We start from the raw sequence: 13618 nt of genomic DNA on the forward strand, positions 1-13618 counted from the left end.
ATATCTGGGATAAGAATAGAAAGACGGTGTCTTAGGAGACTGAGGACATGCCGAAAGGCCAGTTCAAGATATTTCCATGCGAAGTGGCAGGCATCGAGATCGTCGAGGCCGCAACGGCCCACGCTTTTCCGCGCCACTGGCACGAGCAATATGGAATCGGCGTCATTCATCAAGGCGCACAGAAATCCCATAGCGGCCGCGGGATGGTGGAGGCGGGTGCCGGCGACGTCATCACCGTAAATCCGGGCGAGGTTCATGACGGCATGCCGATCGGCGATGCCGGACGTTCATGGCGCATGCTCTATTTCGATCCATCGATCATCAGCGAAGCCGTTGACGACATGAATGAAGGCACCATCAGGACCCGCGAGTTCATCCGGCCTGTGATGAGCGACGCAAATGTCGCGACTGTTTTCCAGCGCCTCTTCTCGATTATGACAACGGCCAATTCGCCTGAACTCCAACGCGAAGAACTGTTGTTGCAATTGCTCCCGACGATCACCCGCGAACGCCATGAACAAGATGGTTCAAGCCGGGCGTCCGCAGCTATCTACCGCGCTAGGAATTTGATCGATGATGAGCCGACCTTTCCAGTAACGCTTGCCGATCTTGCGCGAACAAGTGGATTGAGCCGATTTCAGGTTCTGCGCGGCTTTGTCAAGGCGACCGGCTTCACACCGCACGCCTATCTCATGCAACGCCGCCTCGATCTCGCCCGGCGTCTCATAGCGAAGGGAACTGCGTTGGCCGATGCGGCCGCTACGAGCGGTTTCGCTGATCAAAGCCACATGACTCGCCTGTTCGTGCGCAAATATGGAATTTCTCCGGGCGCTTACGCCGCCGCCTGTGCCTGACTTTTCTCCTTCGGCTGCAATCCTGTTCAAGACGTATGAATGCGGATCGGCTTCAATCCGGCCACAGAAATATCGTCAGGAGAAACATCATGGGACCCGAATTCCTCTTAACGTCTTTGATCATCGTCGTGTCGCCGGGTACCGGCGTTGTCTATACGCTTGCCACAGGTCTTGCGCGCGGCGCCCGCGCCAGCCTCGCAGCTGCATTCGGCTGCACCATTGGCATTATTCCGCATATGGCCGCTGCTGTCTTCGGATTGGCCGCCATCCTCCACACGAGCGCCCTAGCCTTCCATACTTTTAAATATGCCGGCGTCGTCTATCTGCTTTACATGGCTTGGAATGCCTTGCGGGAGAATGGCTCGCTGAATGTGGATAGCCAGGCGGTCGAAAAGTCGATGGCTCAGGTCACGATCACCGCGATCCTGATCAATATCCTCAATCCGAAATTGTCGATCTTCTTTCTCGCGTTCCTGCCGCAGTTCGTCAGCGCCGACGAAACACACCCGCTGCAACATATGCTCTTGCTAAGTTGCGCCTTCATGCTGATGACATTCGTCGTATTCGCCATCTACGGCTTCTGCGCCGCCGCCGTCCGCGATCAGGTCATATCCCGCCCGCTTGTGTTGACATGGATGCGCCGCGGCTTTGCAGCTGCGTTTGTTGCGCTTGGCGCGAAGCTGGCGCTGACAGACCGGTAATGGGCAGTTTGTAAACTTGCACAGACTGTTATTCTGACGATTGACAACTTGATGCCGAAATCTGCACTCCCTTGAACAAAATACAGCGGGGTCGCAATCGAGGAATTCCTTGGGATTCTGCCTGTACCGGCAACCCCTGTGTCAGTTTACGCAAAGCCTCGATATCGATTGGTTTGCGCGGGGTCTCTGCCGGTACCATCCGGGCGACCAGTTTGCCACGGCGCAGAAAATCCATGGTTTCACCGGCTTCCACCTGCCCGACCAATTCACTCAAATGAGCTTTCGCATCGGCGATATTAACCGTGGCCATTTTCAGCTCCTGACCATTCAACTAGTCATATGGCCTAGGCCGGACCGAAGCTAACGCTCACATCAAGACAAACGAAAAAAGGGAGCGCGAGCTCCCTTTCAATTCTCAGCAGTGGACGAAGCTGTTATTACGCTGCTTCGGCTTCGGTTTCGCGTTCGGCTTCAACGCGGGCCAAATCCTTGGAGCCCTTGGCGCTGACATCGCGGTCGACGAATTCGACAACTGCGAGCGGTGCATTGTCACCGGCGCGGAAGCCCGCCTTCATGATACGGATGTAGCCGCCATTGCGCTGGCCATAGCGCGGCGCAAGCGTATCGAACAGCTTGGCAACGAGCTTGGCATCGCGGATGGCCGAAATGGCCTGACGACGAGCGTGCAGATCACCGCGCTTGCCGAGCGTGACAAGCTTTTCGACGATGGGACGAATTTCCTTGGCCTTGGGCAGCGTTGTCACGATCTGCTCATGCTCGATCAGTGATGCAGCCATATTGGCAAACATCGCCTTGCGATGGCTGGCAGTCCGGTTAAGCTTGCGGCCTGAATTACCGTGGCGCATGAGCCTTCTCCTTAGTTTCTCTTTTTCGGGCTCATGGCCCGGGCTTTAATTTCGGGCAGGGCCCGGGTGGTTTATGTTGTCGCAATTCCTGGCGGAAAACCGGCGTCCAGTCTTCCTGGAATTGCTTAATACTGGTCTTCGTAACGCTTCGCGAGATCTTCGATGTTCTCTGGCGGCCATGAAGGAACTTCCATACCGAGATGGAGACCCATGGAAGCGAGAACTTCCTTGATTTCGTTCAGCGACTTGCGGCCGAAGTTCGGTGTACGCAGCATTTCTGCTTCTGTCTTCTGGATAAGATCGCCGATATAGACGATGTTATCATTCTTCAGGCAGTTTGCCGAACGAACCGAAAGTTCGAGTTCATCGACCTTCTTGAGCAATGCAGGGTTGAACGCGAGTTCCGTAACCTGTTCCTGCTGAACTTCCTTCTGCGGCTCGTCGAAGTTGACGAAGATCGCGAGCTGGTCCTGAAGAATGCGAGCTGCATAGGCAACTGCATCTTCACCGGAGATCGAACCATCGGTCTCGATCGAGAGGATCAGCTTGTCATAATCGAGAACCTGGCCCTCGCGGGTGTTCTCGATCTTGTAGGAAACCTTGCGAACCGGAGAATAGAGGCTATCGACCGGAATCAAGCCGATCGGTGCGTCTTCTGCGCGGTTGCGGTCAGCCGGAACGTAGCCCTTGCCGGTGTTGACGGTGAATTCCATGCGGATTTCAGCGCCTTCATCGAGCGTGCAGATAACGTGATCCGGATTGAGGATCTCGATATCGCCGACCGTCTGGATATCGCCAGCCGTAACGACGCCCGGGCCTTCCTTGCGGACGACCATGCGCTTCGGCCCATCGCTTTCCATGTGGATAGCGATTTCCTTGATGTTGAGGACGATGTCCGTCACATCTTCACGCACGCCGGGGATCGACGAGAATTCATGCAGAACGCCATCGATCTGTACAGCTGTCACGGCAGCGCCGCGCAGCGAGGACAGGAGCACACGGCGCAAGGCGTTGCCGAGCGTCAAGCCATAGCCGCGTTCAAGCGGTTCGGCGACGACGGTTGCCTTGGTCTTCGAGCCGGAGGTCTGGAACTCGACCTTGTTCGGCTTGATCAATTCTTGCCAGTTCTTCTGGATCATCTATTTTTCCTTCATCCTTGCCTTTACCACCATCCAATCGTGGCATTGAGGCGTGGAAACCCCCACTGGGTTTGAAACCGGGGAGCTGAAAGCCAGCTCTTGCGGCCTATGCTTGTCGCACCAAAACTATACGCGGCGACGCTTGCGCGGGCGGCAGCCATTGTGCGGGATCGGCGTTACATCGCGGATCGATGTAATCGTGAAACCGGCAGCCTGCAGTGCGCGCAATGCTGATTCACGGCCGGAACCCGGTCCGCAAACCTCGACTTCGAGCGAACGCATGCCATGTTCCTGCGCCTTCTTGGCGCAATCTTCAGCAGCCATCTGTGCGGCGAACGGCGTGGACTTGCGTGAGCCCTTGAAGCCCTGTGCACCAGCGGAAGACCAGGCAATCGCATTGCCCTGTGCATCCGTGATGGTGATCATTGTATTGTTGAATGTAGAATTGACGTGGGCAACGCCCGACGAAATATTCTTGCGCTCGCGACGGCGAACGCGCGTGGCTTCCTTGGCCATGGTAGTCCTTTCAGTTGATCTCGACGCCTCCGTATTTCCAGAGGCTCCACCGCGGTCTCAGTTAAAGTGCGAGACCAGCACGACCCGCCTCAAAAGGCAGAACCGGCGCAGCGAACCGCGCCGGAAAATTTCTTACTTCTTCTTGCCGGCAATCGCCTTGGCAGGACCCTTGCGGGTGCGCGCATTGGTATGCGTGCGCTGGCCGCGAACCGGCAGCGAGCGGCGATGGCGCAGGCCGCGGTAGCAGCCCAGATCCATCAGACGCTTGATGTTCATGGAAACTTCACGACGCAGATCACCTTCAACATGGTAATCGCGGTCGATCGTCTCACGAATCTGCAAGACTTCCGCATCGGTCAACTGGTTGACGCGACGCTCTGCAGGAATGCCGACTTTCTCGACGATTTCCTGAGCAAACTTTTGACCAATCCCGTGAATGTACTGAAGCGCGATAACCACGCGCTTGTTCGTCGGGATGTTGACGCCAGCGATACGAGCCACGTCTGTTCTCCTTGTTGACCGGCAGAGCTGGATAACCAATGCGGCAGCCAGATGACGGGATGAAAATTATATTCGGGGACAAACACAAACGATCAGCCCCGAACCTCTCTTACCGGATCGGCGCCGACCGCTTTATATTCCCAAGCGAATTTGCGCCGTACTTGAAGGAATCGCTGTCAAAAGTCAACTCCTTCGATAAAATTATGTCAGTCTTGTAATTCCGACAGTATTTTCTCGATCGATGCGGTGACGTCGTCCATGTCAGCCATGCCATCGACCTTCCTCAGCTTGCCCTTGGCATAATAGTAGCCAATCAAGGGAGAGGTCTGCTTGTAATAAGCCTCGAGGCGGGTCCGCACCGTTTCCGCATTGTCGTCGGGACGCCGCTTGAATTCGGTCGAACCGCACTTGTCGCACACACCCGCGACATGCGGCTTCTTGTTGGTATCGTGATAACCGGTTCCGCATTTCGCGCAGGAATAGCGGCCGGATATGCGCTCGACGAGCACATTGTCATCGACTTCGAGTTCGATCACGCAATCGAGCTCAAGGCCCTTGTCGGCCAGCATCTGTTCGACCGCGTCCGCCTGGATCAATGTTCTCGGGTACCCATCGAGAATAAACCCGTTGACCGCATCCGGCTGGTCGATGCGTTCCGAGACGATCGCGTTGACGATCTCGTCCGACACCAGCTTGCCGGCATCCATGACGGCCTTGGCGCGCAAACCGACATCGGTTCCGGCCCTCACCGCGTCACGCAGCATGTCCCCCGTGGAGAGCTGCGGTACGCCAAATTTTTCTACCAAGCGCTGAGACTGAGTTCCCTTACCTGCCCCCGGTGGTCCGAGAAGTATTAATCTCATCTGTTGCGTTTCCCTCCCCGGAGCTTCGACTTCTTGATCAGCCCTTCATACTGGTGCGCAATCAGGTGCCCCTGGATCTGCGCAACCGTATCGAGCGTAACGCTCACGACAATCAACAGCGATGTACCGCCGAGATAGAAGGGAACGCCGGCCCAGGAGATCAGGAACTCCGGCAGCATGCAGATCACGACGAGGTAAATCGCGCCGAGAACGGTGACACGTGTCAGAACGTAGTCGATATACTCGGCCGTGCGTTCGCCAGGGCGAATACCGGGAATGAAGCCGGAATGCTTTTTCAATTGGTCGGCCGTATCCTTCGGATTGAAGACAAGCGCCGTATAGAAGAAGGCAAAGAACACGATCATCGCCGCGTAGAGGAACATATAGGCAGGCTGGCCATGACCGAGCGACGACAGGATAGTCGTTGCCCAGGCTGGCATCTGATGGCTCTGGGCGAACCCGGCGATGGTTGCCGGCAGGAGCAGCAGCGACGAGGCGAAGATCGGCGGAATGACACCGGCCGTATTCAGCTTCAGTGGCAGATGCGATGTGTCGCCCTGGAACATGCGATTGCCGACCTGGCGCTTGGGATACTGGATCAGAAGGCGGCGCTGTGCGCGTTCAACGAAAACGATGATCCCGATGACGACGACCGTCAGAACGATGATTGCGAGGATAATGCCGGTCGACAACGCACCCGTGCGGCCGAGTTCCAGCGTTCCGGAAATAGCCTGCGGCAGGTTGGCCACGATGCCGGAGAAAATGATGAGCGAAATGCCGTTGCCGATGCCGCGCGCGGTGATCTGCTCGCCCAGCCACATCAGGAACATCGTTCCGCCGACCAGGGTAATCACGGTCGAAAACAGGAAGAACGGGCCTGGATCGGTAACGATGCCCTGGCTGCCCTGGAGGCCCACAGCGATCGCGTAGGCCTGAACCGTCGCCAGAAGCACGGTGCCATAGCGCGTATACTGATTGATGACCTTGCGGCCCTGCTCGCCATCCTTCTTCAGCTGTTCAAGCGCCGGAACAACCGACGTCATCAGCTGGACAATGATCGATGCCGAGATATAGGGCATGATTCCAAGCGCAAAGATCGCCATACGCTCGACTGCGCCCCCAGCGAACATGTTGAACATGCCGAGAATGCCCTGCGCCTGATTGTTGAAGGCTTGAGCGAAAGCACCAAGATTGATGCCGGGCAGCGGGATATAGGTGCCAAGCCGGTAAACGAGCAATGCGCCAAGGGTAAACCAGATGCGCTTCTTCAGCTCATCGGCCTTCGAGAAAGCAGAGAAATTGAGATTTGACGCTAGCTGTTCAGCGGCTGAAGCCATTATAGTCTCCGGTCTGTGCCCTTAAGGGCTCCATCATCCACCCGAAGCGGGTATCGACGGTCCTACCCAGATATGTGCACTACTGCGCCATGCGTCCACTTGGGGCGCATAAAGGACGCAGTAGCAATCAAAGCTACGCATCATATCTGACAAAAAAATCGATTAGCTTTTTTTGTTACATATGATGCGGGAAGAAAAGGTACAAGCGGCGATCACGATGAACGCCGCTTGTATGGTCATTTTTACTCGGCGGCTTCAGGAGTAGCAGGAAGCTTGACGCTACCACCGGCCTTTTCGATCTTTTCGATCGCGGCCTTGGATGCGCCGGAAACCTCGAACGTTACGGCTGTCGTGATCTCGCCATCCGAAAGAAGACGGACGCCGTCCTTGGCGCGGCGGATAACCCCGGCTGCCTTGAGGGATTCGATCGTGACCGGTGCCTTGGTATCCAACTTCTTCGCATCGATGGCGGCCTGGATACGGCCAACCGAGACGGTGTTGAAGTTCTTCGAGAAGATGTTGGTAAAACCGCGCTTTGGCAAGCGGCGATAAACCGGCATCTGTCCGCCTTCGAAACCGTTGATAGCAACGCCCGAACGCGACTTCTGTCCCTTGACACCGCGGCCGGCAGTCTTGCCGGAACCGGAACCGATACCACGGCCAACACGCTTGCGTGCCTTGGTGGCGCCTGGATTTTCACTCAGATCATTGAGTTTCATTTGTCTAATCTCCGGTATCAAGCCTCGTCCACGACGCGGACGAGATGTTGAACCTTTGCAATCATGCCGCGAATTGAAGGCGTATCTTCAAGCGTACGGCGACGATGCATCTTATTGAGGCCCAGGCCGATCAGCGTTGCGCGCTGTTCTGCCGGACGGCGGATAGGGCTGCCGATCTGTTCGACCGTAACCGTCTTACCCTTCTTCTTCTCAACCATGACTTTGTCCTTTAGTCTCTACAGTGAGCAGAACCCGGAGGCCCTGCCCTGCTGCGCCATTTATGGCCTATTCTTCCGAACCGACCACATCGCGGCGGCGAGCCTGCAGTGTCGAATACTTGATACCGCGCTGGGCAGCGATGTCCTTCGGGTGCATCTGATGCTTCAAGGCATCGAATGTCGCACGAACCATGTTGTATGGGTTCGACGAACCGAGCGACTTTGCGACAACGTCCTGGACGCCAAGCGTCTCGAAAACGGCGCGCATCGGACCACCGGCGATGATACCTGTACCAGCTGTTGCTGCGCGAAGCAGAACCTTGCCGGCGCCGTGGCGGCCATGAACATCATGGTGAAGCGTACGGCCTGAACGCAGCGGTACGAAAATCATCTCGCGCTTGGCAGCTTCGGTCGCCTTGCGGATGGCTTCCGGAACTTCGCGGGCCTTACCGTGACCAAAACCGACGCGGCCCTTCTGATCGCCAACAACGACGAGAGCAGCAAAGCCGAAACGACGGCCGCCCTTGACGACCTTGGCGACACGGTTGATGTGTACGAGCTTGTCAACGAATTCGCTGTCGCGCTCTTCGTTGCGGCCGCGATCTTCGCGGCTTCTCTTTTCCTGTGCCATGCTCCTAATTCCTTTTTCTTTTCCGGTAGCACGAATGTTTTTACTGCGCCGTGCATCCATTTGGATCCACATAGGCTGCAGTAACGGTCCTTGTTGCGCAGAATTCCCGCGAACCGTCCGGTTCAGGGGGGCTTATGCGCTATCGAAGTCCGGCTTGCAAGAGGCGAGCCCCTGCAGTTCCGGACTTCGAAACTTTTACCCTAAAACCATCTTAGGGTTATGGTAGCGTTTGCAGTCCGCTTGGCGCGAACAGACTAGAAGCTGAGACCTGCTTCGCGGGCAGCTTCAGCAAGCGCCTTGACCCGGCCGTGGTAAATATATGCGCCACGATCGAAGACAACTTCCTTGATGCCGGCTTTGACAGCACGCTCTGCAACGAGCTTGCCGATCAATGCCGCTGCGTCCGAATCTGCACCGGTCTTCAGCTGGCCCTTGAGGTCGGCTTCGAGAGTGGATGCGGATGCGATTGTGTGACCACGCGCATCATCGATGACCTGCGCATAGATATTCTTCGAAGAACGGTGGACGCTGAGCCGCGGACGGTCACCGGCAACCGCCTTGAGTTGGCGGCGAACACGCGAAGCGCGACGCTGAATGATTTCTTTCGGCGATGCCATGACACGAGTTCCTTACTTCTTCTTGCCTTCTTTACGAACGATCTTCTCGCCCGCATATTTCACACCCTTGCCCTTGTAAGGCTCCGGGCTACGATATTCGCGAATCTCAGCTGCGACCTGACCGACCTGCTGCTTGTCGATACCCGTCACGACGATTTCCGTCGGCTTCGGTACAGCAACAGTGATGCCCTCGGGCACCTGGTAGACAACTTCGTGGCTGAAACCGAGCGACAGCTGCAGGTTCTTGCCCTGCATTGCCGCACGATAACCAACGCCGCTGATTTCAAGGCGCTTCTCGAAGCCGTCTTTGACACCCGTGAAGATGTTGACGACCATGGTGCGGCTCATGCCCCACTTCGAGCGAGCAATCTTGGTGTTGTCGCGCGGGTTGACGCTGACGGCGCCATCCTCGAACTTGACCACGACGTCGTCGTTCGCAACGAAGCTGAGTTCACCCTTGGGGCCTTTGGCCTTGATGGTCTGGCCGTCTACGCTGGCTGTTACGCCTTGCGGGACTGCCACTGGTTTTTTACCGATACGAGACATTTTTCAAACCTTTTCAAGCCGGTGCTTAGAATATACGGCAGAGCAGTTCGCCGCCGACATTCTGTTCACGTGCCTCGTGGTCTGCCATAACGCCCTTCGGCGTGGACAGGATCGAAATACCAAGACCGTTCGCAACCTGCGGGATCGACTTGACCGAAACGTAAACGCGACGGCCAGGCTTCGAAATACGGGTAATCTCGCGGATCACCGGTACATTCTCAAAATACTTCAGTTCGATTTCGATCTCGGACTTGCCGTTGTCGAAATCAACCTGGCTATATCCGCGGATGTAGCCTTCTGCCTGAAGGACATCCAGAACGCGGGCGCGCAGCTTGGAGGCAGGCGTGGAAACCTTGCCCTTCTTGCGCATTGTTGCGTTGCGGATGCGTGTCAGCATATCGCCGAGAGGATCTGTCATTGACATCTGTCTTCTCCCTTACCAGCTCGACTTCACGATGCCAGGCACCTGGCCGAGCGAACCCAGCTGGCGCAATGCGATACGCGACATTTTGATCTTGCGGTAATAACCGCGCGGACGGCCCGAAACTTCGCAACGGTTGCGAATACGAACCTTGGCGGAATTGCGTGGCAGCTCTGCCAGCTGGATGGTGGCGCGGAAGCGCTCATCCAGAGGAAGCGACTGATTCATCACGACAGCCTTCAGGCGGGAACGCTTTGCAGCGAAACGCTTTACCAGAAGACCGCGGCGCTTGTTCTTTTCGACTGCGCTCGTCTTTGCCATTTCAAATACCTCGCTACGCTTGCCGTTACTGGCGGAAAGGGAAGTTGAAGGCGCGCAAAAGAGCGCGTGCTTCATCATCCGTTTTTGCAGTCGTACAAACGATGATGTCCATGCCCCAGATCTGATCAACCTTGTCGTAGTTGATTTCCGGGAACACAATGTGCTCCTTGATGCCCATGGCGAAGTTGCCACGACCGTCAAAGCTCTTCGGGTTCAGACCGCGGAAATCTCGAACGCGCGGCAGCGCGATGTTGATCAGGCGATCGATGAATTCATACATGCGCTCTTTACGAAGGGTGACCTTCGTTCCGATCGGCATATTCTCACGTACCTTGAAGGTAGCGATCGAATTGCGCGCACGGGTAATAACCGCCTTCTGGCCGGCAATCAATGCCAGATCTTCAGCTGCGACAGTTGGCTTCTTGGAGTCGGCAGTCGCCTCGCCCACACCCATGTTGAGAACAACCTTGGTGATGCGCGGGATCTGCATCTCGTTGTCATATTTGAACTCCTCGAGAAGCGCTTTACGTACCACTTCCTGGTACTGCTTCTTCAGACGGGGTTCGATCTTTGCATCAGCCATCGATCAGATCTCCTGAACGCTTTGCTACACGTACCTTCTTGCCGTCCTCGAGGATCTTGAAGCCAACGCGGGTCGGCTTTCCATCCTTGTCGGCGATAGCAATGTTCGACAGATGGAGCGGCGCTTCTTTCGAAATGATGCCGGCTTCCTGGGTCTGTGTCTGCTTCTGGTGACGCTTTACAAGATTAACGCCGCGAACGAGCGCCTGCTCATCCTTTGGCAAAACTTTGATTACTTCGCCGGTACGGCCCTTGTCCTTACCAGCAAGAACGACAACGCGGTCGCCTTTACGGATCTTCTGCATCGTCTGCTCCTTACAATACTTCTGGAGCCAGCGAGATGATCTTCATGTGGCTCTTTGCGCGAAGTTCGCGCGGAACCGGTCCGAAGATACGCGTGCCGATAGGCTCTTTCTTGTTGTCGATCAGGACGGCAGCGTTCTTGTCGAAACGAATAACACTGCCATCTGCGCGACGGATATCCTTGGCGGTGCGAACAACCACCGCCTTCATCACGTCGCCTTTTTTCACACGGCCGCGCGGAATTGCTTCCTTGATCGAAACGACAATAATGTCGCCGACCGAAGCATATTTCCGCTTCGAGCCGCCCAGCACCTTGATGCACATGACACGACGTGCGCCGGAATTATCCGCGACGTCGAGGTTTGTTTGCATCTGAATCATGACTAGCCGCCTTCTTCTTGTTCAACCGGACTGGGCTTTCCTTGCCCCTCGCGATTGCTGCGTACTTACCTACAGATTATTAACTTGCGGGGGCGTCGGTTACGACAACCCAGCACTTGTCCTTCGAAATCGGCTTGGATTCCTCGATGGAAACCATATCGCCAACCTTGAACTGGTTGCTCTCATCGTGCGCCTTGTACTTCTTTGACTGGCGCACAGTCTTCTGGAGGAGCGGGTGCGAATAGCGCCGCTCGACCTTGACCACAACAGTCTTGTCGTTTTTGTCGCTCACGACAACGCCCTGCAGAATGCGTTTAGGCATGGTTTTCTTCCTTAAGCCTTGCTCTCGACCGCTTTTTGGCGGGCGACAGTCTTGATGCGCGCAATATCCCGGCGAATCTGCCGGACGCGAGCGGTTTTTTCCAACTGGCCGGTTGCCTTCTGGAAGCGCAGGTTGAACTGCTCTTTCTTCAGGGAACCCAATTCTTCATTCAACTGATCGAGGCTCAAGGCCCGGACTTCTGCGGATTTCATGACATCCACCCCTTATTCTGCGATGCGCTGAATAAAGCGCGTCTTGACCGAAAGCTTGGCCGCTCCGAGACGGAGGGCTTCACGAGCAGTTTCTTCCGAAACGCCGTCGAGCTCGAACATGACACGGCCTGGTGCGACACGGGATGCCCAATAATCGACCGAACCCTTACCTTTACCCATGCGGACTTCGGTAGGCTTCGATGTGACCGGAACATCCGGAAAAATCCGGATCCACACACGACCGGCACGTTTCATGTGACGGGTAATTGCACGGCGAGCGGCTTCGATCTCACGCGCGGTAACGCGGTTCGGCTCGAGGGCCTTCAGGCCGAAAGCACCAAAATTAAGGTCCGTGCCGCCTTTCGATGCGCCGTGGATACGGCCCTTGAACTGCTTGCGGAACTTTGTGCGCTTAGGCTGCAGCATTGTTCTCTACTCCAAAATTCTCGTTTCCGAAAGACGCTATTTAAGCGTTTTCGCGGCGACGGCCCGAACCCTGATGGCTGGCATCACCTTCAACAGCGCGGCGTTCGGAAGCCATTGGATCGTGTTCAAGGATTTCGCCCTTGAAGACCCAGACCTTCACGCCGCAAATGCCGTAGGCAGTGTGTGCTTCAGCAGTTCCGTAATCGATATCGGCACGCAGTGTATGCAACGGCACGCGGCCTTCGCGGTACCACTCCATACGCGCAATTTCCGCGCCGCCAAGACGGCCCGAGCAATTGATGCGAATGCCTTCTGCACCAAGACGCATCGCCGACTGAACGGCGCGCTTCATGGCACGGCGGAATGCAACGCGGCGTTCCAGCTGCTGCGCGATCGACTGCGCAACGAGAACTGCGTCTGTTTCCGGCTTGCGGACTTCGACGATATTGAGCGCGGCGTCCGCATTGGTCATTTCTGACAGCTTGCGGCGCAACTTCTCGATATCGGCGCCCTTCTTGCCGATGATCAGACCCGGACGAGCAGCATGGATCGTGACGCGGCACTTCTTGTGCGGACGCTCGATAACCACTTTGGAGATGGCGGCCTGCTTCAGTTCGTCCATCAGATACTTGCGGATCTTCAGGTCTTCGTGCAGCAGTTTGCCGTACTCACCCGTATTCGCGTACCAACGCGAATCCCAGGTACGATTGATGCCCAGGCGGAAGCCAATCGGATTAATCTTCTGGCCCATTATGCGGCCTCCCCTTTTTCCTCAGCTTCGCGAACGACGATCGTCAGATGCGAGAATGGCTTCTCGATCCGGCTTGCACGACCGCGACCACGAACATGGAAGCGCTTCATCACGATTGACTTGCCTACATAGGCTTCGGCAACAACCAGCGTATCAACATCCAGGTCATGGTTGTTTTCTGCGTTGGCGATAGCCGATTCGAGAGTCTTTTTCACCGTGCCTGCAATGCGCTTGCGCGAAAATTCCAGGTCGGCAAGAGCGGCGTTGACCTTCTTGCCACGGATCAGAGCAGCCACCAGATTTAGCTTCTGAGGGCTGATGCGGAGCGTGCGGGCAACGGCTTTCGCCTCGTTGTCCTTAAGCTGGCGCGGAGCCTTAGCCTTGCCCATCG

At 56.2% G+C, this 13618-nt stretch carries 24 protein-coding genes; 2 read left to right on the plus strand and 22 right to left on the minus strand.

What is annotated here, in order from left to right:
- Window positions 1-47: 47 nt before the first annotated feature.
- Together CU100_RS12010 and CU100_RS12015 are read left to right on the plus strand one after the other, a co-directional pair.
- Window positions 48-854 (plus strand): AraC family transcriptional regulator, encoded by an 807-nt coding sequence (locus CU100_RS12010; protein ID WP_106716789.1) that lies wholly within the window; start codon window positions 48-50, stop codon window positions 852-854.
- An 89-nt stretch (window positions 855-943) separates the two neighbouring features.
- A complete protein-coding gene (locus tag CU100_RS12015) occupies window positions 944-1555 on the plus strand; it encodes a LysE family translocator (protein ID WP_106716790.1) in 612 nt (203 codons plus the stop codon).
- A 28-nt stretch (window positions 1556-1583) separates the two neighbouring features.
- Here CU100_RS12015 and CU100_RS12020 read toward each other — a convergent pair whose 3' ends face one another.
- From CU100_RS12020 to rplV, 22 genes are all read right to left on the minus strand, one after another.
- Window positions 1584-1865 (minus strand): type II toxin-antitoxin system Phd/YefM family antitoxin, encoded by a 282-nt coding sequence (locus CU100_RS12020; protein WP_106716791.1) that lies wholly within the window; start codon window positions 1863-1865, stop codon window positions 1584-1586.
- Between the two features lie 127 nt (window positions 1866-1992).
- Entirely contained in the window at window positions 1993-2421 is a 429-nt protein-coding gene (gene rplQ / locus CU100_RS12025; protein WP_106716792.1) for a 50S ribosomal protein L17, read from the minus strand.
- Between the two features lie 125 nt (window positions 2422-2546).
- The gene (locus tag CU100_RS12030; RefSeq protein WP_106716793.1) at window positions 2547-3560 is read right to left on the minus strand and encodes a DNA-directed RNA polymerase subunit alpha; all 1014 of its coding nucleotides are present in this window, start codon (window positions 3558-3560) and stop codon (window positions 2547-2549) included.
- Window positions 3561-3686: 126 nt separating this feature from the next.
- Window positions 3687-4076 (minus strand): 30S ribosomal protein S11, encoded by a 390-nt coding sequence (rpsK, locus tag CU100_RS12035; RefSeq protein ID WP_008124952.1) that lies wholly within the window; start codon window positions 4074-4076, stop codon window positions 3687-3689.
- Between the two features lie 132 nt (window positions 4077-4208).
- On the minus strand, window positions 4209-4577 hold the full coding sequence (gene rpsM, locus CU100_RS12040) for a 30S ribosomal protein S13 (RefSeq protein ID WP_008124949.1): 369 nt from the start codon (window positions 4575-4577) through the stop codon (window positions 4209-4211).
- Between the two features lie 206 nt (window positions 4578-4783).
- Window positions 4784-5440: an adenylate kinase gene (locus tag CU100_RS12050; RefSeq protein ID WP_106716795.1), complete on the minus strand. Its 657-nt coding sequence runs from the start codon at window positions 5438-5440 to the stop codon at window positions 4784-4786.
- Window positions 5437-6777 (minus strand): preprotein translocase subunit SecY, encoded by a 1341-nt coding sequence (secY, locus tag CU100_RS12055; protein ID WP_106716796.1) that lies wholly within the window; start codon window positions 6775-6777, stop codon window positions 5437-5439. Before secY ends, CU100_RS12050 begins: the two co-directional genes overlap by 4 nt.
- Before the next feature lie 242 nt (window positions 6778-7019).
- The gene (gene rplO, locus CU100_RS12060) at window positions 7020-7496 is read right to left on the minus strand and encodes a 50S ribosomal protein L15 (protein WP_106716797.1); all 477 of its coding nucleotides are present in this window, start codon (window positions 7494-7496) and stop codon (window positions 7020-7022) included.
- Between the two features lie 17 nt (window positions 7497-7513).
- The gene (gene rpmD / locus CU100_RS12065) at window positions 7514-7714 is read right to left on the minus strand and encodes a 50S ribosomal protein L30 (RefSeq protein ID WP_106663217.1); all 201 of its coding nucleotides are present in this window, start codon (window positions 7712-7714) and stop codon (window positions 7514-7516) included.
- Window positions 7715-7781: 67 nt separating this feature from the next.
- Complete coding sequence (gene rpsE / locus CU100_RS12070; RefSeq protein WP_106716798.1) at window positions 7782-8345, minus strand: 30S ribosomal protein S5; 564 nt, start codon at window positions 8343-8345, stop codon at window positions 7782-7784.
- A 254-nt stretch (window positions 8346-8599) separates the two neighbouring features.
- Window positions 8600-8962, minus strand: a complete 363-nt coding sequence (gene rplR, locus CU100_RS12075) for a 50S ribosomal protein L18 (RefSeq protein ID WP_106716799.1) — start codon at window positions 8960-8962, stop codon at window positions 8600-8602.
- 12 nt (window positions 8963-8974) lie between these two features.
- Window positions 8975-9508: a 50S ribosomal protein L6 gene (gene rplF / locus CU100_RS12080; RefSeq protein WP_106716800.1), complete on the minus strand. Its 534-nt coding sequence runs from the start codon at window positions 9506-9508 to the stop codon at window positions 8975-8977.
- A gap of 25 nt (window positions 9509-9533) precedes the next feature.
- Window positions 9534-9932 (minus strand): 30S ribosomal protein S8, encoded by a 399-nt coding sequence (gene rpsH / locus CU100_RS12085; RefSeq protein ID WP_106716801.1) that lies wholly within the window; start codon window positions 9930-9932, stop codon window positions 9534-9536.
- Between the two features lie 12 nt (window positions 9933-9944).
- Window positions 9945-10250, minus strand: a complete 306-nt coding sequence (gene rpsN, locus CU100_RS12090; protein WP_106716802.1) for a 30S ribosomal protein S14 — start codon at window positions 10248-10250, stop codon at window positions 9945-9947.
- A 25-nt stretch (window positions 10251-10275) separates the two neighbouring features.
- Window positions 10276-10833, minus strand: coding sequence for a 50S ribosomal protein L5 (gene rplE / locus CU100_RS12095; RefSeq protein WP_106716803.1), 558 nt, complete (start codon window positions 10831-10833; stop codon window positions 10276-10278).
- Window positions 10826-11137, minus strand: a complete 312-nt coding sequence (gene rplX / locus CU100_RS12100) for a 50S ribosomal protein L24 (RefSeq protein ID WP_106716804.1) — start codon at window positions 11135-11137, stop codon at window positions 10826-10828. Before rplX ends, rplE begins: the two co-directional genes overlap by 8 nt.
- A gap of 10 nt (window positions 11138-11147) precedes the next feature.
- Window positions 11148-11516, minus strand: a complete 369-nt coding sequence (gene rplN / locus CU100_RS12105; protein ID WP_008124924.1) for a 50S ribosomal protein L14 — start codon at window positions 11514-11516, stop codon at window positions 11148-11150.
- Between the two features lie 79 nt (window positions 11517-11595).
- On the minus strand, window positions 11596-11838 hold the full coding sequence (rpsQ, locus tag CU100_RS12110) for a 30S ribosomal protein S17 (RefSeq protein WP_106716805.1): 243 nt from the start codon (window positions 11836-11838) through the stop codon (window positions 11596-11598).
- 11 nt (window positions 11839-11849) lie between these two features.
- Window positions 11850-12050: a 50S ribosomal protein L29 gene (gene rpmC / locus CU100_RS12115; protein WP_008124920.1), complete on the minus strand. Its 201-nt coding sequence runs from the start codon at window positions 12048-12050 to the stop codon at window positions 11850-11852.
- A gap of 12 nt (window positions 12051-12062) precedes the next feature.
- Window positions 12063-12476, minus strand: coding sequence for a 50S ribosomal protein L16 (gene rplP / locus CU100_RS12120; protein ID WP_106716806.1), 414 nt, complete (start codon window positions 12474-12476; stop codon window positions 12063-12065).
- Between the two features lie 40 nt (window positions 12477-12516).
- The gene (gene rpsC / locus CU100_RS12125; RefSeq protein WP_099999161.1) at window positions 12517-13227 is read right to left on the minus strand and encodes a 30S ribosomal protein S3; all 711 of its coding nucleotides are present in this window, start codon (window positions 13225-13227) and stop codon (window positions 12517-12519) included.
- Window positions 13227-13616, minus strand: a complete 390-nt coding sequence (gene rplV, locus CU100_RS12130; RefSeq protein ID WP_106716807.1) for a 50S ribosomal protein L22 — start codon at window positions 13614-13616, stop codon at window positions 13227-13229. The genes rpsC and rplV overlap by 1 nt, the downstream gene beginning before the upstream one ends.
- Window positions 13617-13618 lie beyond the last annotated feature (2 nt).

This window comes from Phyllobacterium endophyticum (assembly GCF_003010935.1).
GTDB classification, from domain to species: domain Bacteria; phylum Pseudomonadota; class Alphaproteobacteria; order Rhizobiales; family Rhizobiaceae; genus Phyllobacterium; species Phyllobacterium endophyticum.